This is a genomic window from Pseudoalteromonas sp. AS84 (genome assembly GCF_038900255.1).
Taxonomy (GTDB): Bacteria; Pseudomonadota; Gammaproteobacteria; order Enterobacterales; family Alteromonadaceae; genus Pseudoalteromonas.
On sequence record NZ_JBBMQY010000001.1, the window covers coordinates 99,948 to 116,035 of the forward strand.

At 38.4% G+C, this 16,088-nt stretch carries 16 protein-coding genes and 1 pseudogene; 8 read left to right on the top strand and 9 right to left on the bottom strand.

The annotated features are described in order from the left end of the window. Nucleotides 1–32: 32 nt before the first annotated feature. From WNY79_RS00390 to WNY79_RS00410, 5 genes are all read left to right on the top strand, one after another. Complete coding sequence (locus WNY79_RS00390; protein WP_010552951.1) at nucleotides 33–767, top strand: 1-(5-phosphoribosyl)-5-[(5-phosphoribosylamino)methylideneamino] imidazole-4-carboxamide isomerase; 735 nt, start codon at nucleotides 33–35, stop codon at nucleotides 765–767. Beyond that, nucleotides 749–1,528, top strand: a complete 780-nt coding sequence (hisF, locus tag WNY79_RS00395; RefSeq protein ID WP_169043991.1) for an imidazole glycerol phosphate synthase subunit HisF — start codon at nucleotides 749–751, stop codon at nucleotides 1,526–1,528. The genes WNY79_RS00390 and hisF overlap by 19 nt, the downstream gene beginning before the upstream one ends. Next, entirely contained in the window at nucleotides 1,519–2,133 is a 615-nt protein-coding gene (gene hisIE, locus WNY79_RS00400; RefSeq protein ID WP_008138598.1) for a bifunctional phosphoribosyl-AMP cyclohydrolase/phosphoribosyl-ATP diphosphatase HisIE, read from the top strand. Before hisF ends, hisIE begins: the two co-directional genes overlap by 10 nt. A 108-nt stretch (nucleotides 2,134–2,241) precedes the next feature. Continuing rightward, nucleotides 2,242–2,796 (top strand): hypothetical protein, encoded by a 555-nt coding sequence (locus WNY79_RS00405; protein WP_342874789.1) that lies wholly within the window; start codon nucleotides 2,242–2,244, stop codon nucleotides 2,794–2,796. A gap of 2 nt (nucleotides 2,797–2,798) precedes the next feature. Further along, entirely contained in the window at nucleotides 2,799–2,987 is a 189-nt protein-coding gene (locus WNY79_RS00410; RefSeq protein WP_002960277.1) for a DUF1289 domain-containing protein, read from the top strand. 39 nt (nucleotides 2,988–3,026) lie between these two features. Here WNY79_RS00410 and WNY79_RS00415 read toward each other — a convergent pair whose 3' ends face one another. Continuing rightward, on the bottom strand, nucleotides 3,027–3,575 hold the full coding sequence (locus WNY79_RS00415; protein ID WP_024598090.1) for a gluconokinase: 549 nt from the start codon (nucleotides 3,573–3,575) through the stop codon (nucleotides 3,027–3,029). A gap of 149 nt (nucleotides 3,576–3,724) precedes the next feature. Here WNY79_RS00415 and gntU point away from each other — a divergent pair, with 149 nt between their 5' ends. Continuing rightward, nucleotides 3,725–5,068, top strand: coding sequence for a gluconate transporter (gene gntU, locus WNY79_RS00420; protein WP_165723886.1), 1,344 nt, complete (start codon nucleotides 3,725–3,727; stop codon nucleotides 5,066–5,068). Nucleotides 5,069–5,163: 95 nt separating this feature from the next. On the opposite strand, the gene gntR is transcribed toward gntU, so the two are convergent. The 4 genes from gntR to WNY79_RS00440 form a co-directional block, all read right to left on the bottom strand. After that, nucleotides 5,164–6,174 carry a gluconate operon transcriptional repressor GntR gene (gene gntR, locus WNY79_RS00425; RefSeq protein WP_342874790.1) on the bottom strand — a complete coding sequence of 337 codons (1,011 nt, stop codon included), beginning with the start codon at nucleotides 6,172–6,174 and terminating at the stop codon, nucleotides 5,164–5,166. A 204-nt stretch (nucleotides 6,175–6,378) separates the two neighbouring features. Next, the gene (locus WNY79_RS00430) at nucleotides 6,379–7,995 is read right to left on the bottom strand and encodes a M56 family metallopeptidase (RefSeq protein ID WP_342874791.1); all 1,617 of its coding nucleotides are present in this window, start codon (nucleotides 7,993–7,995) and stop codon (nucleotides 6,379–6,381) included. Nucleotides 7,996–8,006: 11 nt separating this feature from the next. Next, nucleotides 8,007–8,387, bottom strand: a complete 381-nt coding sequence (locus tag WNY79_RS00435; protein WP_002960288.1) for a BlaI/MecI/CopY family transcriptional regulator — start codon at nucleotides 8,385–8,387, stop codon at nucleotides 8,007–8,009. Between the two features lie 258 nt (nucleotides 8,388–8,645). Next, on the bottom strand, nucleotides 8,646–9,917 hold the full coding sequence (locus tag WNY79_RS00440; protein WP_058550287.1) for an aminotransferase class I/II-fold pyridoxal phosphate-dependent enzyme: 1,272 nt from the start codon (nucleotides 9,915–9,917) through the stop codon (nucleotides 8,646–8,648). A gap of 243 nt (nucleotides 9,918–10,160) precedes the next feature. Here WNY79_RS00440 and WNY79_RS00445 point away from each other — a divergent pair. Continuing rightward, a pseudogene (locus WNY79_RS00445) lies at nucleotides 10,161–10,379 on the top strand (IS30 family transposase); the annotation flags it as partial. A 120-nt stretch (nucleotides 10,380–10,499) separates the two neighbouring features. Here the strand turns inward: WNY79_RS00445 and WNY79_RS00450 are convergent. After that, a complete protein-coding gene (locus WNY79_RS00450) occupies nucleotides 10,500–11,375 on the bottom strand; it encodes a hypothetical protein (RefSeq protein ID WP_342874792.1) in 876 nt (291 codons plus the stop codon). A gap of 415 nt (nucleotides 11,376–11,790) precedes the next feature. Further along, a complete protein-coding gene (locus tag WNY79_RS00455) occupies nucleotides 11,791–13,548 on the bottom strand; it encodes a hypothetical protein (RefSeq protein WP_342874793.1) in 1,758 nt (585 codons plus the stop codon). A gap of 368 nt (nucleotides 13,549–13,916) precedes the next feature. Between WNY79_RS00455 and WNY79_RS00460 the strand changes: the two genes are divergently transcribed. Beyond that, a complete protein-coding gene (locus WNY79_RS00460; protein ID WP_010388419.1) occupies nucleotides 13,917–14,540 on the top strand; it encodes a tyrosine-type recombinase/integrase in 624 nt (207 codons plus the stop codon). Between the two features lie 85 nt (nucleotides 14,541–14,625). Here WNY79_RS00460 and WNY79_RS00465 read toward each other — a convergent pair whose 3' ends face one another. Then, entirely contained in the window at nucleotides 14,626–15,108 is a 483-nt protein-coding gene (locus tag WNY79_RS00465) for a hypothetical protein (protein ID WP_010388418.1), read from the bottom strand. Then, nucleotides 15,108–15,830 (bottom strand): hypothetical protein, encoded by a 723-nt coding sequence (locus tag WNY79_RS00470; RefSeq protein WP_342874794.1) that lies wholly within the window; start codon nucleotides 15,828–15,830, stop codon nucleotides 15,108–15,110. The genes WNY79_RS00465 and WNY79_RS00470 overlap by 1 nt, the downstream gene beginning before the upstream one ends. Between the last annotated feature and the right edge of the window lie 258 nt (nucleotides 15,831–16,088).

Sequence of the window (16,088 nt, forward strand, 5' to 3'; positions counted from 1 at the left end):
CTGCCCATTAACTAACAAAAAAGAGATTATTTGTGATTATTCCAGCATTAGACGTATTACAAAATCAAATTGTGCGCTTGTACCAAGGTAAATACGACACAGCACAGTTTTACCCTTTCGAACTTGGCGCGCGTTTAAAAGAATACGCCGACAGTGGCGCAGGTAAACTGCACCTTGTTGATTTAGAAGGTGCACGCGATCCAAGTAAAAAACAGTGGAAACATATTCAAGCTGCAACCAAAGCACTTAACGTACCGTATCAAGTGGGCGGCGGTATTCGCTCAGAGCAAGATGTAAGTGATTGGCTGAAAGCCGGTGCAAACCAAGTTGTTATTGGTTCAATGGCAGTAGAAAAACGCGAACAAGTAAAAGCGTGGATTGAACAATTTGGCGCAGAGCACTTTGTAATTGCCCTTGATGTAAATAAAACAGCCACAGGCTGGGCACCTGCAACACACGGTTGGTTAAGTGAATCTGAATTTGGTTTACTCGAACTGGTAGATTTTTATGTTGGCTTAGGTGTTATCGACTTTTTATGCACGGACATCAGTAAAGATGGCACCATGACGGGTCCATCGTTTGAGCTTTACGAAGACCTAACTCGCCACAACAGCACAATTAAAGTGCAAGCCTCAGGGGGCGTAAGCTCACTTGACGACATTAAAAAGCTTAAAGAGCTAGGTGTTGGCGGCGTTATTTTAGGTAAATCATTGCTTGATGGCGCATTTAGCGTTGAGGAGGCACTGGCATGTTATCAAAACGCATAATCCCGTGTTTAGACGTTAAAGACGGCCAAGTAGTTAAAGGCGTTAAATTTAAAGGCCATGAAGTTGTTGGCGATATTTTAACAATGGCTAAAGCCTACAGCGAAGCCGGTGCCGATGAACTGGTTTTTTACGAGATCAGTGCAAGCGTTGAAAAACGCCTACTTGATGTAAATTGGGTAGAGAGCATTGCACGTAATATCGATATTCCATTTTGTGTAGCCGGCGGTATTAAGTCTGTCGCTGATGCAGCGCGAGTACTTGAGCGCGGTGCTGACAAAATAAGTATTAACAGCCCTGCTATTGCGCGCCCTGAACTTATTAAAGAATTACACGATGAGTTTGGTAAGCAATGTGTTGTTGTAGGTATAGATAGCTTTTTTGATGAAACGACCGGTGAGTATTTAGTTTACCAATTAACCGGCGATCCTAATGCATCAAGCCGCACGCGTTATAAAACACAAGAATGGGTTAAACGTGTACAAGACCTAGGCGCAGGCGAAATTGTATTAAACTGTATGAACCAAGATGGCGTTCGTAACGGTTACGACAACGAGCAGTTAAGTAAAATTCGCGAGCTATGTCACATTCCTTTAATCGCCTCTGGCGGTGCAGGTAGCATGCAAGATTTTGTTGATGTATTTAAACAAAGTAAAGTGGATGGTGCATTAGCCGCCAGCGTTTTTCATAAAAATGTGATTAACATTGGCGAACTAAAACAATTTTTAACCGATAACCAAGTGGCAGCAAGATTATGCAAGTAACACAACAAAACCAAGCTCAAGTCGATTTCGCTAAAAGTGACATGATCCCTGCTATTATTCAAGATGCCCGCTCTGGTGTTATTTTAATGCAAGGCTTTATGAACAGCGAAGCACTAAACGTTACGCTTGAGAGCAATAAAGTAACGTTTTACTCGCGTTCAAAATCGCGTTTATGGACTAAAGGTGAGTCATCAGAAAACTACTTAAATGTAGTGTCTGTGCATACCGATTGTGACTACGATTCAATTTTAGTCCTTGCCAACCCAGAAGGCCCAACGTGCCACTTAGGTACACAAAGCTGTTTTGGCGATGAAGCAAAACCAAGTTTAAGCTTTTTAGCACAGTTAGAAGATGTGATTGTTGCGCGTAAAAACGACGACCCTGAAAAAAGCTACACAGCGTCATTATTTGCAAAAGACTTAAGCCGTAGTTGTCAAAAAGTAGGTGAAGAAGGCGTAGAAGTTGCCCTTGCCGCTATGAAACACGATAACGATGAGCTAACAAACGAGTCTGCTGATTTAATTTATCACCTGACTGTATTGCTACAACGCCAAGGCTTAGCCCTTGAAGATGTAGTTAAATGCTTGCAAGGTCGCCATAAATAGCATTAGTTGTGACTAACAAAGAGGCTCATATTTATATGGGCCTTTTTATTTTTACAGTAAATCACGTGTGATATAGTGCGTGGCTAAATTAATCGGTTACTGTGAACTATGAAAAACTATATTATTCCTTCTATTGGCGCATTTACTTTAGTTAGCGCGTTTATTTTAGCGGGCTGTACCAGCAAAACTAATCAGACTACAACTACAGCAACCACTACTACAACGAATCAGTCTGTAAAAACCACAGTAATACCCGATGAATGCAGCACCATTAATAACCTAATAAATGGTTATGAGTCTGGTTTTAATTCAATAAAAACAGATAAAGTAAATAACCAGTTTACTAATCAATGGCGTACTAATACTCATATTATTGGAGCAACCTGTACAGTTACATTAAATAAGTCTGAGCAAGCAAGCTACCAATGCCAAACATCTGTTAAAACACAAACGAAAACAATAAAGTCTCATCAAACACTTGCTAAGCAATTACGCCAATGCTTAACCAAAACAGGTTGGTTTGAAAGCCAAAAAGAAACAGCAAGTTCAATTTACAGTACCTTTGTACTTGATACTAAAAATCCGGTTATTACACTTTCTACAAATCAAGAAGGTAATGGGTTTTCTACTCGCTTTGAAATTGCTCCACCGTTAGGACTTTAATAATGCGCCAATTAAATCAAAACAAAAAACCATCTAAATTTAAAACTGATTGCTTAGGAATATGCGAAAGGCGCAGCGGTTACTGCACCGGGTGTGGGCGTACCAACGAAGAAATTTTTGATTGGATAATATTATCTGAAGATGAAAAAAAAGCGATTTTAGAAACACCACGAGCAGATGCTAACTCATAACAAATAAAATCCTAAATGTTAAAAGTAACAGTTAACTGATTAACTAAAAACTTTTTGCTTGTTGTGGCTATTCATTTTAGTTGCGCTAATACAGCTTTCGACTACTTGCTCAAATGAGTTATTAATATCTATATTTATAACATTGGGCTCATCTTCTTTTGGAACTTCTAGCGCTTCAAATTGGCTTTTGAGTAAATCAACAGGCATAAAATGCCCTTTTCTGTCCTGCATACGGCTTTTAACCAGCTCAAAATCACCAAAAAGATGTAAAAAGGTAATGCCTATATTACCGTCACATATTTGTTCTCGGTATTTCTTTTTTAATGCTGAGCAGACTATTACCGCGACTTCATTTTTCTTTTCAATGCTAAATGCAGCATCACGTATTCTTTCTAGCCAAGGCACACGATCAGCATCATTTAAAGGCTGCCCAGATGACATTTTTAATATATTAGCCTTGGGATGTAAGTCGTCTCCGTCGATAAATTTAGCGCCAATGCGCTTTGCTAATGCATCACCCACACTTGACTTTCCTGTGCTTGAAACCCCCATTACAATATAAACACGACCTACATTTGTGTTACTCATGTATTTATCCTCGCCCTAATTTAATAATTAATTATTTTCAATGTATATATTATATTGAGTTACGGGTAACATGTTACCCGTAACAAATACGAAAGTGAAGTTAAACACACACTAAACATATAATTCACACTGAATATAAGTAGGGAAAAATGTCAGATTTATCATTAATACTAACAGCGGTAGGCTCCATATTTTTATTGCTTTTTTTAGTAATGAAAGTACGACTACATGCTGTAGTCTCTTTGATCCTTGTTTCTATGATTGCAGGATTATTCTCAGGAATGAGCCCTGAAATAATTGCCGCTACAATTCAAAAAGGAATGGCCGGAACACTAGGCTTTGTAGCGGTGGTGGTCGCTTTAGGCGCCATGTTTGGCAAAGTAATGGAAGAAACCGGCGCGCTGGATCGCATTGCCCACACACTTTTACACCGTTTTGGAGAAAAGAACGCTAATTGGGCGCTTACCTTTACGGGCTTTATTTGTGCCCTCCCCCTCTTTTTTGATGTGGCCGTTGTACTTTTAATCGGTATTGTTTTTGCTGTGGTAAGAAAAGGCGGTGGCAGCGTTGTTAAAATTGGTATTGGGCTACTTGCTGGGATAGCGTCTTGTCAGGCGTTTCTTATTCCTGCGCCAGGGCCGATTTTGGTTGCCTCTCAATTAGGCGCTGACTATGGTTATATGATTTTATTTGGCCTTATTGCTGCCATACCAGCGATGATTATAGGAGGTCCAATTTGGGGCTCTATTATTTCTAAATCTATTCATGTAGAACTCCCACAGCACGAACAAATCGACGATAACCAAAGAGTTGGTAAAGGCACACCTAGTTTTGGATTAGCATTAGGTTTGATTGCTTTGCCATTAATTATGATTAGTTTAAATACTATTGGTAGTCGCTTTGTTGAAAAAGACTCTGATTTATATAATTGGTTAGCCTTTATAGGTCATCCATTTACAGCAATTTTAGTTGCCTGCCTAATGGCATTTTATTTACTCGGCGCAAGGCGCGGTGTCCCTAATGCTAGAATCATGGAAATTTGTGGTAGTGCCTTACAACCTGCAGGAATTATTATTCTTGTCACTGGTGCCGGTGGGGTATTTAAACAAGTATTAGTTGATTCAGGAGTAGGTACGGCACTAGGTAATTACTTAGCTGGCTCAGGCTTACCGATTGTAATACTCGCTTTTGTATTATCAGCCGCTGTGCGGGTTATTCAAGGTTCTGCGACAGTAGCTATGCTTACAGCGTGTGGCTTAATTATTCCAATGCTTCAGCCTTTAGGACTTGATGGCGCGCAGCTTGCCGCTGTCACTATCGCTATTGGTGGGGGCTCTATTGTGCTCTCCCATGTAAACGACTCAGGATTTTGGCTAGCGAGTCGCTATCTCGGTTTGAGCGAAATGCAAACTCTTAAAACATGGACGGTAATGGAAACCATTATTGGTACTGTTGGCGCACTTGTCGCTATGATGATTTCTCTGTTTTTATAAAATTACAGGGTATAGAGTTATCATCACACATATAAAAATTACCTGAGCCTTTTGTTGTTTAGGCTCAGGTAATTAGGCTCATATAATTAGAGTATTTAAACACTCTCACCTAGATGAACTATATAACCAGTATCAATTACTTGCTTATAATTCATGCTAGTATCCAAATCGGAATTAATCCGGCTCAACAACTCTCTTCCCGCAACATTACCTATCTGATAACGAGGGGTGATCACACTTGCTAATTGAGGCACCATTGCTTGGCCAATATCATGGCCATGAAAACCCACAATCCCCATTTGGCTAGGCACTAAGATGTTGCTTCGCTGGCACTCAAAAATAGCACCAATTGCTAAATCATCATTAGTACAAAACAAACAGTCAGTATTTGGGTAGTCAGTGCGCGCTTTTTGTAAAAGTTCAGCGCCTAAACTGTAAGATGAAGCTTGATCAGTCATCACACTTTTAGGCGTAAAGCCTTTAGCTAACATAGCATCTGAATAACCTTGAAATTTTAGGCGTGTTCGTACATCGAGCCTTGCACCTATATAAACAATATTTCGATAGCCTTTATTTATAAGTGCTGTCGTCATATCAAAAGCGGCTTTAACGTTATCAAAACCAACCGCTTGCTGCATAGGAGAGTGATGAGTATCCATTATTTCAATCACAGGTACGCCTGACATTTCAATCATTTTTAGCGTTCTGTCTGTGTGTGTGGTTTCTGATAAAATTAAACCATCAACGTGATACGACAATAAATACTCAACCCGTTTTTCTTCAATTTCAGGATTGTAACCATAATGGGCCAACATTGTTTGGTATCCTGCAGGCCCAGTCACATCTTCAATGCCTCTTATAACTTGAGCAAACACGTGATTCGTTAACGATGGAACGAGTACACCAATAGAGTAGCTTTTAGCATTAGAGAGTAAATCAGGGGCTTTATTTGCAATGTAACCTAGCGTATCAATAGCTGCACTAATTTTAGTCCGAGTAGACTCTGATACTTTTTCGGGATTACGTAAATAACGACTCACCGTCATTTTGGTTACACCAACCGCATCGGCAATATCTTGAAGAGAAGAACGTTTGTTTTTTTTCATCACACACAATTAAATAAAATGTTACTTGTAACATACCAACTATTATGAAAAATCACTACTTTTAGCCATTTTTATTTAGGTTATCGCTAAGCGATTACCCAGAGATTTAAATAACCTAGATCTATTTTAATGAATAAATCTGTATTTGTACCAATAACATTAAACAGAGGCTCAGATACTCCGAGCCTCATCGTAATTAAAAACTTATAGCAATCTCAACAATTGCGAACCAGGTACGCCGCTTTGTGGTAATAACGCGGGGGTAACTGCAAATACTTCTGGAATTTTACTTTTAATTTCATCCATTTTTTTACGGTTATTTTGTTTATCATAAACATAATATTTAAGGATATTGCCGTATACATCATCTTTTGCATCAACCTGCTCTAGGGTTTTTAATGCTTTATCGTAATCATCAAGGTAAATGTATGCCAGTGCTAAGTTATCAGCTGAGCCAACATGTAGCTTACCATCAAGCTGTTTTGATAAATCTTCAAGCTCTGCAACAGCAAGCTCATAACGCCCTAGCTGTATATAGGCCGTTGCTAGTGAATTTTTTAAAAAGTAAGGTGGGTTACTGCCCGGCTCGTACCATTTTTCGTAAGCACTCAGTATGTCTTCATATTGCTCAAGTTTAGAGTAAACGTGATTTAGCAGCCTAAAGCTTTGTAGTTTGATTTCAGCTTCTTCAAACCCCGTAAGTTTGTCTCTATTCAAGTGCCAATCTTGAATGCCTTGCGCAGCTTGGTTTAACAGTTCAGGGTTATCACTTTTTGCCCCAGCAGCACTTTTTAGAAGCTGTGCAAGTTGTTGTTTATATTCTTCACTTTTAACAGGAGCCTGAGACGTATTATTACTTTGCTGTTTGTTATCTGAACTACCGTCTACAATTTGCGCTGCAGCTAAAGCACTAAAAGACATTGCCGCCGCAACCATAACCAAATATTTACTTTTCATTGTTTTTTCCTTGTTTAACATTTTGATCCTCTGAATATTAAAACTCTTAGAATGAGCAATATTCAAAAGTGGGGGGGTAAAAAAGTTATGCGAGCTTCTAGCACTTTGCTCTTGTAGCAATAAACTGGCTAAATCCAATTGGTATTTACCTTTTAGCTTTTGCATACACAACTCATCACAGCTAAGTTCGAGTTGCTCTCTTGCTAAACCAGTTAACTTTAAGCAAATAGGATTCCACCAAAAAACGCTTTCTATAAAACAAATAAGCCACGTCCAATAAATATCACCTTGTTGTAAATGAGTTACCTCGTGTTGAATGACTGAATCTAATTCTTTACGGTGTGTCATCGTCGACTCTAACCAAATAACAGGCTTTATTAACCCGGTAGCAAAAGCAAGTTCTGTATGGGTTGTTAGTCTAATTGGATACTGATTGTTAATGTGGTTAAGTTCAGGACTTGGCTTTGAGTTAATGTATAAATTTTTTATAAGCTTTACATATAAGCCCATGCGTAATAAAAACAATCCAAAACCAGCTAAAACTAAAACTATAAAAACAGTACTAAGTGATGGCAATAAGTCCCATATACCCATATCGCTTTGTAATTCGTCCTTAGTTGCTACTTGTTCAGCATTTGGTATTAGTGCTTTAACATCGGGAATCAATTGCGCCACGTTAAATGTGTAACGATTTGCCCCTTCAAATAAGGATAACTGGGAAAAATATTGCCAAGGGACAAACCAACATGCCAAGGCAATCATTAAAATGTAAAAGTTTAATCGTGCTGGGGCATTTTTAAGCCCTTTTACTGTAAGCAAAATACATAAGCTAATAAGTGTGCAAGTTAGTAAATAATCCGTCATTACCCTCTCCTTTAATCTAACTTCTTATTTTTTAAAAGCGTTTGTAAATATTCTATATCTTCATCATTTAGCTTTTCTTCTTTGATAAAGTGGGCAATTAAACTACGAGAATTACCTTTAAAAAATCGTTGCATAAAACTAGGCATAGCTTGCTCCGATAATGTGTCTTGAGTCACGATTGTTCTAAAAACAATAGCTCGCCCTTCATGTCCACAACGCTCAATCGCTCCTTTGTGTTCTAACCTATCTACAATAGTTTTAACTGTTGTATAGGCTACTTTTTTATCTTTTTGCTTATCAGCTAAAAGCACCTTATGTAGTTGACTCGCGGTACAGGGTTCTTCCTGCCAGAGCAGCTGCATAATATCCATTTCAAAATCACTAAGTTTCATTGTCGCTCCTATTACTACACTTGTAGTGGTACTGTTACAAATGTAGTAGTAAGTAATCTTAGTGTCAATACAAAATTGACATGTGAATAAAAAACAAGCGGTAAAAATATAAAAGCCTTAGGAAGGTTTTATAAAAAAGGTAGATAAAATAAAGAGGTATACTTATTAATAGATTTTAGAAAAACATAAAAAACGATAGTTTATTTTCAACTAACGCTTTTTATGCTTTAAAGTTTTTTATGAAAGGTAGTGAGGTAACTATGCTTTATCGAGCGCTTGGCTTACATCGGCAATTATGTCTGCAATGTTCTCAATACCGACTGACAAACGAATTAAATCGCGGCTTACGCCCGCATTAGCAAGCTCTTCATCATTTAATTGGCGGTGTGTGGTTGACGCAGGATGGCACGCAAGCGACTTGGCATCGCCAATATTAACTAAGCGTAAAATCATGTTTAGCGCATCAATAAAACGAGTACCTGCTTCTAGGCCACCAGCAATACCAAAGCTTAAAATACCCGATGCTTTACCACTGGTAATTTTCTGACTCATTTCGTTATACGGGCTTGATTCAAGCCCTGCGTAATTAACCCAAAGCACTTTTGGATGATTTTCTAAATACTCAGCCAAGTGCTGTGCATTTTCGCAGTGGCGATCCATTCTTAAGCCTAAGGTTTCAAGGCCGATTAAAATGTCAGATGCGTTTTTAGGGGCAAGCGCTGCGCCGGTATTTCTAAGTGGCACTACTCTGCAGCGACCGATAAATGCAGCTTCAGCAAAAGCTTCGGTATAAACCACATTGTGGTACGACGGATCGGGCTCGTTCATCATTGCAAAACGTGTAGCATTCGCTTTCCAATCAAATTTTCCTGAGTCGACAATCATGCCGCCAATAGCAGTACCGTGCCCGTTTATATACTTTGTAAGTGAGTGAACCACTATATCGGCGCCTAGCTCAAATGGGCGGCATAAATACGGCGTAGCCACGGTATTATCAACAATAAGCGGCACACCTTTGCTATGTGCAATACGTGCTAAACGTTCAATATCAACAATATTACCTGCAGGATTACCAATAGATTCACAAAAAACAGCGCGGGTGTTGTCGTCAATTGCATTCTCGAACGCGGTAAAGTCATCGGCCTTTATCATGCGTGCTTCAATACCTTGCCTAGGTAAGGTATGTGCAAATAAGTTATACGTGCCACCATATACTTGGCTGGTGCTTACAATATTAGTGCCTACTTCGCACAAGCATTGAATAGCATACGTAATAGCGGCCATCCCAGAGGCAACAGCTAGCCCACCAATACCCCCTTCCATTGCAGCAATACGTTGTTCAAGTACGGCATTAGTTGGGTTCATTATGCGGGTGTAAATATTTCCAGGTACTTTTAAATCGAATAAATCAGCGCCATGCTGCGTATTATCAAATGTATAAGAAGAAGTGTGATAGATAGGCACGGCTGCCGATTTGGTCGTAGGCTCAGATTCGTAACCGTGGTGCAGTGCTAATGACTCTAATTTCATAATTATTTCCTTCAATTAATTTACCACTAACCTAGCACTTCTTGGTTATAAAATGCACATGAAATATATTAAAGGGTGTTGAGGTGGTTTGATTTAAGTTAAAGGCAGCTCAGTGCGAGAAGCAGACAGTCGAGTAAACTCGTTTTTGGACAAAAATGAGTTATGACGAATGCGTGCTTTGTGCCATAAGCAGACATTGAAGATTCTTAATGTGTGAAGTCAAGATTTGACCCCATTCGCTTTCTTTATTTCTGCGATCCACAATCACCTTGGCAACGCGGTTCCAATGAAAATACAAATAGGCTATTAAGACAATACTTTCCAAAAGGAACTAACTTAAATGAGCATTCTCAGATAAGATTAAACCAAGTTGCCAGACAACTTAATGAGAGACCTCGGAAAACACTGGAATACGAAACACCTGCGGAGCGATTTAATCAGTGTGTTGAATCGAGTGGTTGAACTCACAGCCAAAAGGAGACGAACAGTAAAATGAGGTTAATGTCAAAACTCGACCTTTTCGCTTGCTGATAACGAGCATAAAGTTTAGGCTAAAAGCTATCGACTGGAAAAGGGGCTAGGTTAAACTAGTTTGCGCTTTATTAACTCTGATAAAACTTCATCGGAAAGAGAATCACGCCAATAAGTTTCTTTAAGCTGCCTACATGTTAAACCAGCTATTTCTGAGAACACAAGTTCAGAAGCTTCTTTCTCACCCTCATTTGATGTTTTATATAAATAAAAAGCAATTTCTACAAACATTAACCAAGTGAAGACACTTAGCTTGGCAAATAAAGTGATTTCCAAAATACTTCTATAATTAGCACTCTTCACTTCTCTAATAAATAGTGCAATAGTTTTAATTTTATCTATATAAGGGTTGAACGTATCTGTAAAAAAAATATTTTCGTATTGAGATTCTTTGTTTTTATCTTCATAGGCTTTGCCTTTCATATGATAAAAATAATTTTCAATTATTGTTTCCACTTTAGAGGTGTAAACTTTGTCAGAAAGCTCATCGATTAAATATTCTGGCAGTTTAAATTTTGGGCTATCTAGAGTAAATAATTCGTAACTATGTGGCCTGTCAACTACTTTCATTTCAACTTTAAGCTGCTTCTGAACTTGTTCGGCGATTTCAAAAACTGCACTTTTAATAACACTGAAATTTTGTGTATCAGATTGCTCTGTAAGTGCTTTTTTTGTTTCAGCTAACTCTCTCCGATTGTCTTTCCATACAAAATATAATAAAAATGCTGAAATTGCGGCTAAAAAAGGGGTGGTTACACTATTAAAAATTGCTGATGTTTTAACCCAAACATCAAAATCCCTAGAAGGAGAGAGTTCAAAAAAAACACCGAATGTCCCAAAAATTACAAATAGTATAATAAGAAATATACTTCCCATCTTGTGTATCAAGTTACTTTCTTCTTTTTGTAGCTTTTCTTGTTCTGTCATATGGACTTTAAACTTCCTATCGTTTGCTGGGCACTCAATAGAGCAAATACAGTATTAATTTCACTTTACAACTATACTCGATCGATTAACTGCTAATTGATAACGAACAGCGTCGTATTTATTCGCTTGTTTGCCATTTACTAGTTATCTACGCCAGCTAATATCGCTGGATTGGTATAGCTTTCTTCAAAGTGAATATTATGGGTTCTAAATATTTCTTTCTAAATTTCTGCCGAAGGAGTCAAATCTTGATTTCATATATCGCAATTCTTGACCGTCCGCCCCTCGCTCGTTGCCGAAGTACTTTTAAGTGTCATGAGCGGACATTCGTAACGCCGCGCTTTGCGGTAAATTTGGAGCGCAGCAGAAAATTTGTCCGACAGCAGCGCCTTGTTATGCCTTCTTGCGATCCTCATCATTTTTCAGGATCTTCAAACATCATCTTACCAATCCACCAAATTGACTGCCCAACATTGGAAATCAATTGTTGCCCCTGCCTTAGATACGAATTTTCAGTGTCAATTCCGGCAAGCTTTAAGGCTTCTCCGATTTTTGAACTTGTCGGGTGTGCATCACCTAATCGCATATCATAAGCACCTACAATTGGACCAAAGACTTTACGAGCAGCAGCATCTCCAACTTTCTGGGATAGTATGTCTTGCAATAGTTTGTTTGAGCCAAGTTTATCCTTATTCGCATGTATTGATAACGCCCGCAACTCTTTGACATTAAGCCGGTCAGAGAAAACGCGTACAATTTCTTTTGCTAGCCTTAGCAATGACGCCTGACCTTTACTTTCGAACCTGGATATTTTCTGTGAAGCTTCTTTACGGTCAATATCATGTGAGAAAAGAGAAACATTAAACTCTTGCTTAAATCCATTCTCCAGCATGCTCATTACCTCAAAAAGTAACTCCTCTACTGCATGTGTGGATGCGGGTTGAGCCTTAACTTGAGAATCTAACAACTCACTGGAAACCTTACCCTCTGGGACTGTATTATGTGCGGCCCATAAGTGCTGTTCCCATGAAGGGAGACGGGCGATGTCATAAGCATATACAGTAATGAAATCCGCTGAGTTTACTCCAAAGTGAATTCGATAACCGGACGTTGAGTGAATAGAACCTGTTTCGGCTGTATACCATTCAAGTGAGAAGCCTCGAAGCCCCAACAGCTCATTTACAATACTTGAACGAAACCACAGCCACCTTCCAACGTCTTCATTGTTTAGCTCAGATGATGCCATGCGAGTACTATCTGTTTCGACTATGAATTGAGGTAGATTTGTATCAGCGTCCCCTCTAACGCGTTTGCTTATATCTTGGTGCTCAATCCATTCATCCCGCCAAAATTCTCCTTCCACCCTTACACCATCATAACCGGACTTGTTTCCTTCAGACTTTTCATAATCAGTATTTTCGTTTGTTTCTGGCCCCATTACAGGAGCGTCTTCCTCTTCGTCTACATCTGTACGCCAAGTACGAAACATTGCCCAACTACCGCCAAATACATCATTAACATTTCGAATAAGTAGTTCATATCGGCCACCATCCCTTTCTTCTTGGTGGTCTTCCAGGCCTGCATATTCGCTATTTTCAAGTGTCGGTACGTTTTCAATTCTTTGTCGATAGTACGATAGCCTGAGAGATAAATTTCTAGCCGCCAAATAGTCGAGAAGGAACTCTCTTTTTATTTCGACCAGGTGCTGTTCCCCTTTTTCATCGAGAACCTCCCGAGCTACTACTACAAAATTTTCTTCTGGCCTTACCCAATTACTCCCCTCTTTTATAAGACGAAGCGCTACTACTAAGTCAGGATTCAATATCCATAAACTTCCGCCAACTACAGGTTGAGGGTGCTCAAATATAAGATGGATTCCGATTGGTTCTTTATCATTCCATTGGTACTGTTCAATTGTAGAATAATAGCCATCTTCATATGCATAAGGTTGAGGGGTACAACCAATCCCAATGTCACTCCAGCTAGCTTTTTCTGCTATTTCTCTGTGCTCTGGAGGAAATGCTACAGAACCACAACCAAAGTACTCGCCAGCGTGCCCTATATATTTGCAGTTTCCTTTTTCATCGTTAATTGATGCTCTCAAAGGCACCCAAGTAGACTTTGAAAAAGTCCGGCGAGTTTCCTTTTTTTGAAGTATCCAATCTTGATTCATTGATCGTCAGTTCCTTTAGGCATAACGAGCCTGTAGATTAACCCGTTTTTTTATTTATTTTTATTGATAAACAAACCATAGCTGAGTTCCTATTTTGGTTCAATCGATTACTGTATTTTATGCATTTTATGCATTTTATGCAGAATATAAAGTGGAGTTTGATGCTGTTTTAATTGGCGTTTTGGACGGAATTACGGGTACTTGAGAAGACCTAAGGGGTCAAATCTTGACTTCATACATCATAAAGACCTAAGGGGTCAAATCTTGACTTCATACATCATAATTTTTGACAGTCCGCTTATCGCTCATACCCGAATTCTTTTGTAGCGGGCTAAGCTTAAAACTCCATAAACACCGGAGTACAACTAATGCACCAGTTAACAATATATCAGCCTAAAGAGCCTTGGAATAAAAATAAGCTTGTAGGACAAAAGTTACCTCTGAAATTACAGCAAATATGGGCTATCCGAATACGACTAGAACTTTTTCATAAAATAAGAGATCTAGCACTATTTAACCTAGCCATAGATAGCAAACTAAGAGGGTGTGATTTAGTTTCACTAAAAGTTAACGACATCGCACATGGTAAAACAATTCAATCAAGGGCAATAGTCGTTCAAAAAAAGACTGGTATGCCCGTTCAATTTGAAATTACTGGGAATACAAGGAAATCAATTGTGGCGCTCATAGAGCAATTTACTCTCAACTCTTATGATTACTTGTTTAAGTCACGAATTCATTCCTCAGAACACCTTTCAACCCGTCAATATGGACGTATAGTTGATTCTTGGGTCACTTCAATTGGGTTAGATAAGACTCAATATGGCACTCATTCTATGAGACGTACTAAACCATCACTAATTTACAAAAAAACTAAAAATTTAAGAGCCTGTCAGCTTCTACTTGGCCATAGAAAACTAGAGAGCACTGTCAGGTACTTGGGAATAGAAGTTGATGATGCGTTAGAAGTATCAGAACAGATCGATGCTTAAGTTTGAACCAATGCCAGACCTGAAGTAAGCGTCTGGCATTGGTTTCTAAAAAAGTGTTAATCCACGCTACTTTGTTCTAAGAAAATTATAATGAAGCTGTATCAATATTGATTTGATAAGGCTTACTGACAAATTCAGCCATTTTTATACACTCCTTAACTGCAAACCCTCGTCCTTTGTAGTTTGCGAAAGCAATATGAGTATTATCAGTTAACACTGCATATAATCTATAGTCATGTGTGTAGCCTTTTCTAGGTATAGCTTTAAAACCTTTAATATCTGATAATTTATAAACACGTTTAAAAATAGTATATAAACTACTCGACTTTAATTCCAAGGTTTGTTTTGCGAGATCAAAACGACATACATAGCCACCAAACGAACCACTCCACCCTAGCCAGCATATAAACCCAGATACCCATATCGGTAATGATTTTGCTTCATCAGAATTAAACACATTAATTAGCCCGATAAATAAAAAGAAACCACACAACAAAACTAGCAATAATCTAGTTAACCTCGGTTGTCGATAAATAGCTAGCTCACTAGATAGTTCTTTAAAATACATTACAGCACTCCGTATTTAACTAAGCCGGCAATGGCTGTAAAAACAAAAAATGGCAGGGATAGTTTTATTAGCGATTTGCGATCCCATATTTCAATGAAAACAAGATCTTCACTATTAAAATCTTCATCTTCTAGGTGAGAGTTTGAATTAGCTTTTTTAGTATCATGAGTAACTTGAGGTGAGTTATATAATTCACTTTGAGCAAACCTTATCGGTGTTTTATTAGGCCAATCCGATATGGTTTCAACAGCAGTAGTATTATATTTCGTATATAAAAATGAAATGAACATCTTAGCATCTGTATACTGTTTAAATTCATATAACTGATCAACAAACTTAATTTGATAAGGGCCTTGCGCGCCTATACTTCTTAATTCAAATGATAGTGTATCAAACGGTACAACAATTTTACTTCTTTGAAAGTAACCCCATAATGCGGTTTTTAAATTAAGCTGTTTTTCTGTCCCGTTAAACTCTAAGCGGCTCTTTCGACCAAAAAGCAATATTGATATACTTAAAAAGAAGCTTGCAGAAATAGCGAAGAAAATACTTTCCCCTCCTTCGCTCGTTACTGTCATCACAATGCTAGTAATTCCAGGAATAAGCATAATAAACGCAAAAATTTTGCTTGTCATTTCGCGTCTTGAGGGCATTGTTGTATTACCACTTTGATCTGTTTTGAGAACTTTTTTTACAAGCTTGGATAGATTGTTATATTCCATTACTTCAACCTTAAAAATTAATTATTACCTTATTTACATTAACAAAAAGTAGCTAAGTAAACCTTATCTCACGATACTTATATCGCTCCTTATACACGAGCAAAATTACTATTTACAATACAACAGTTAATTCAAGTCAGGAAAATCTTAAATGCATTTGATATAAAAAGATGACCGTCTGCTTATCGCTCTTTTGAGGCATTCGCCTCAACACGTTTTGGGGCAGAAACGAGTTACGCTTGAGTGTCCGCTTCTGGC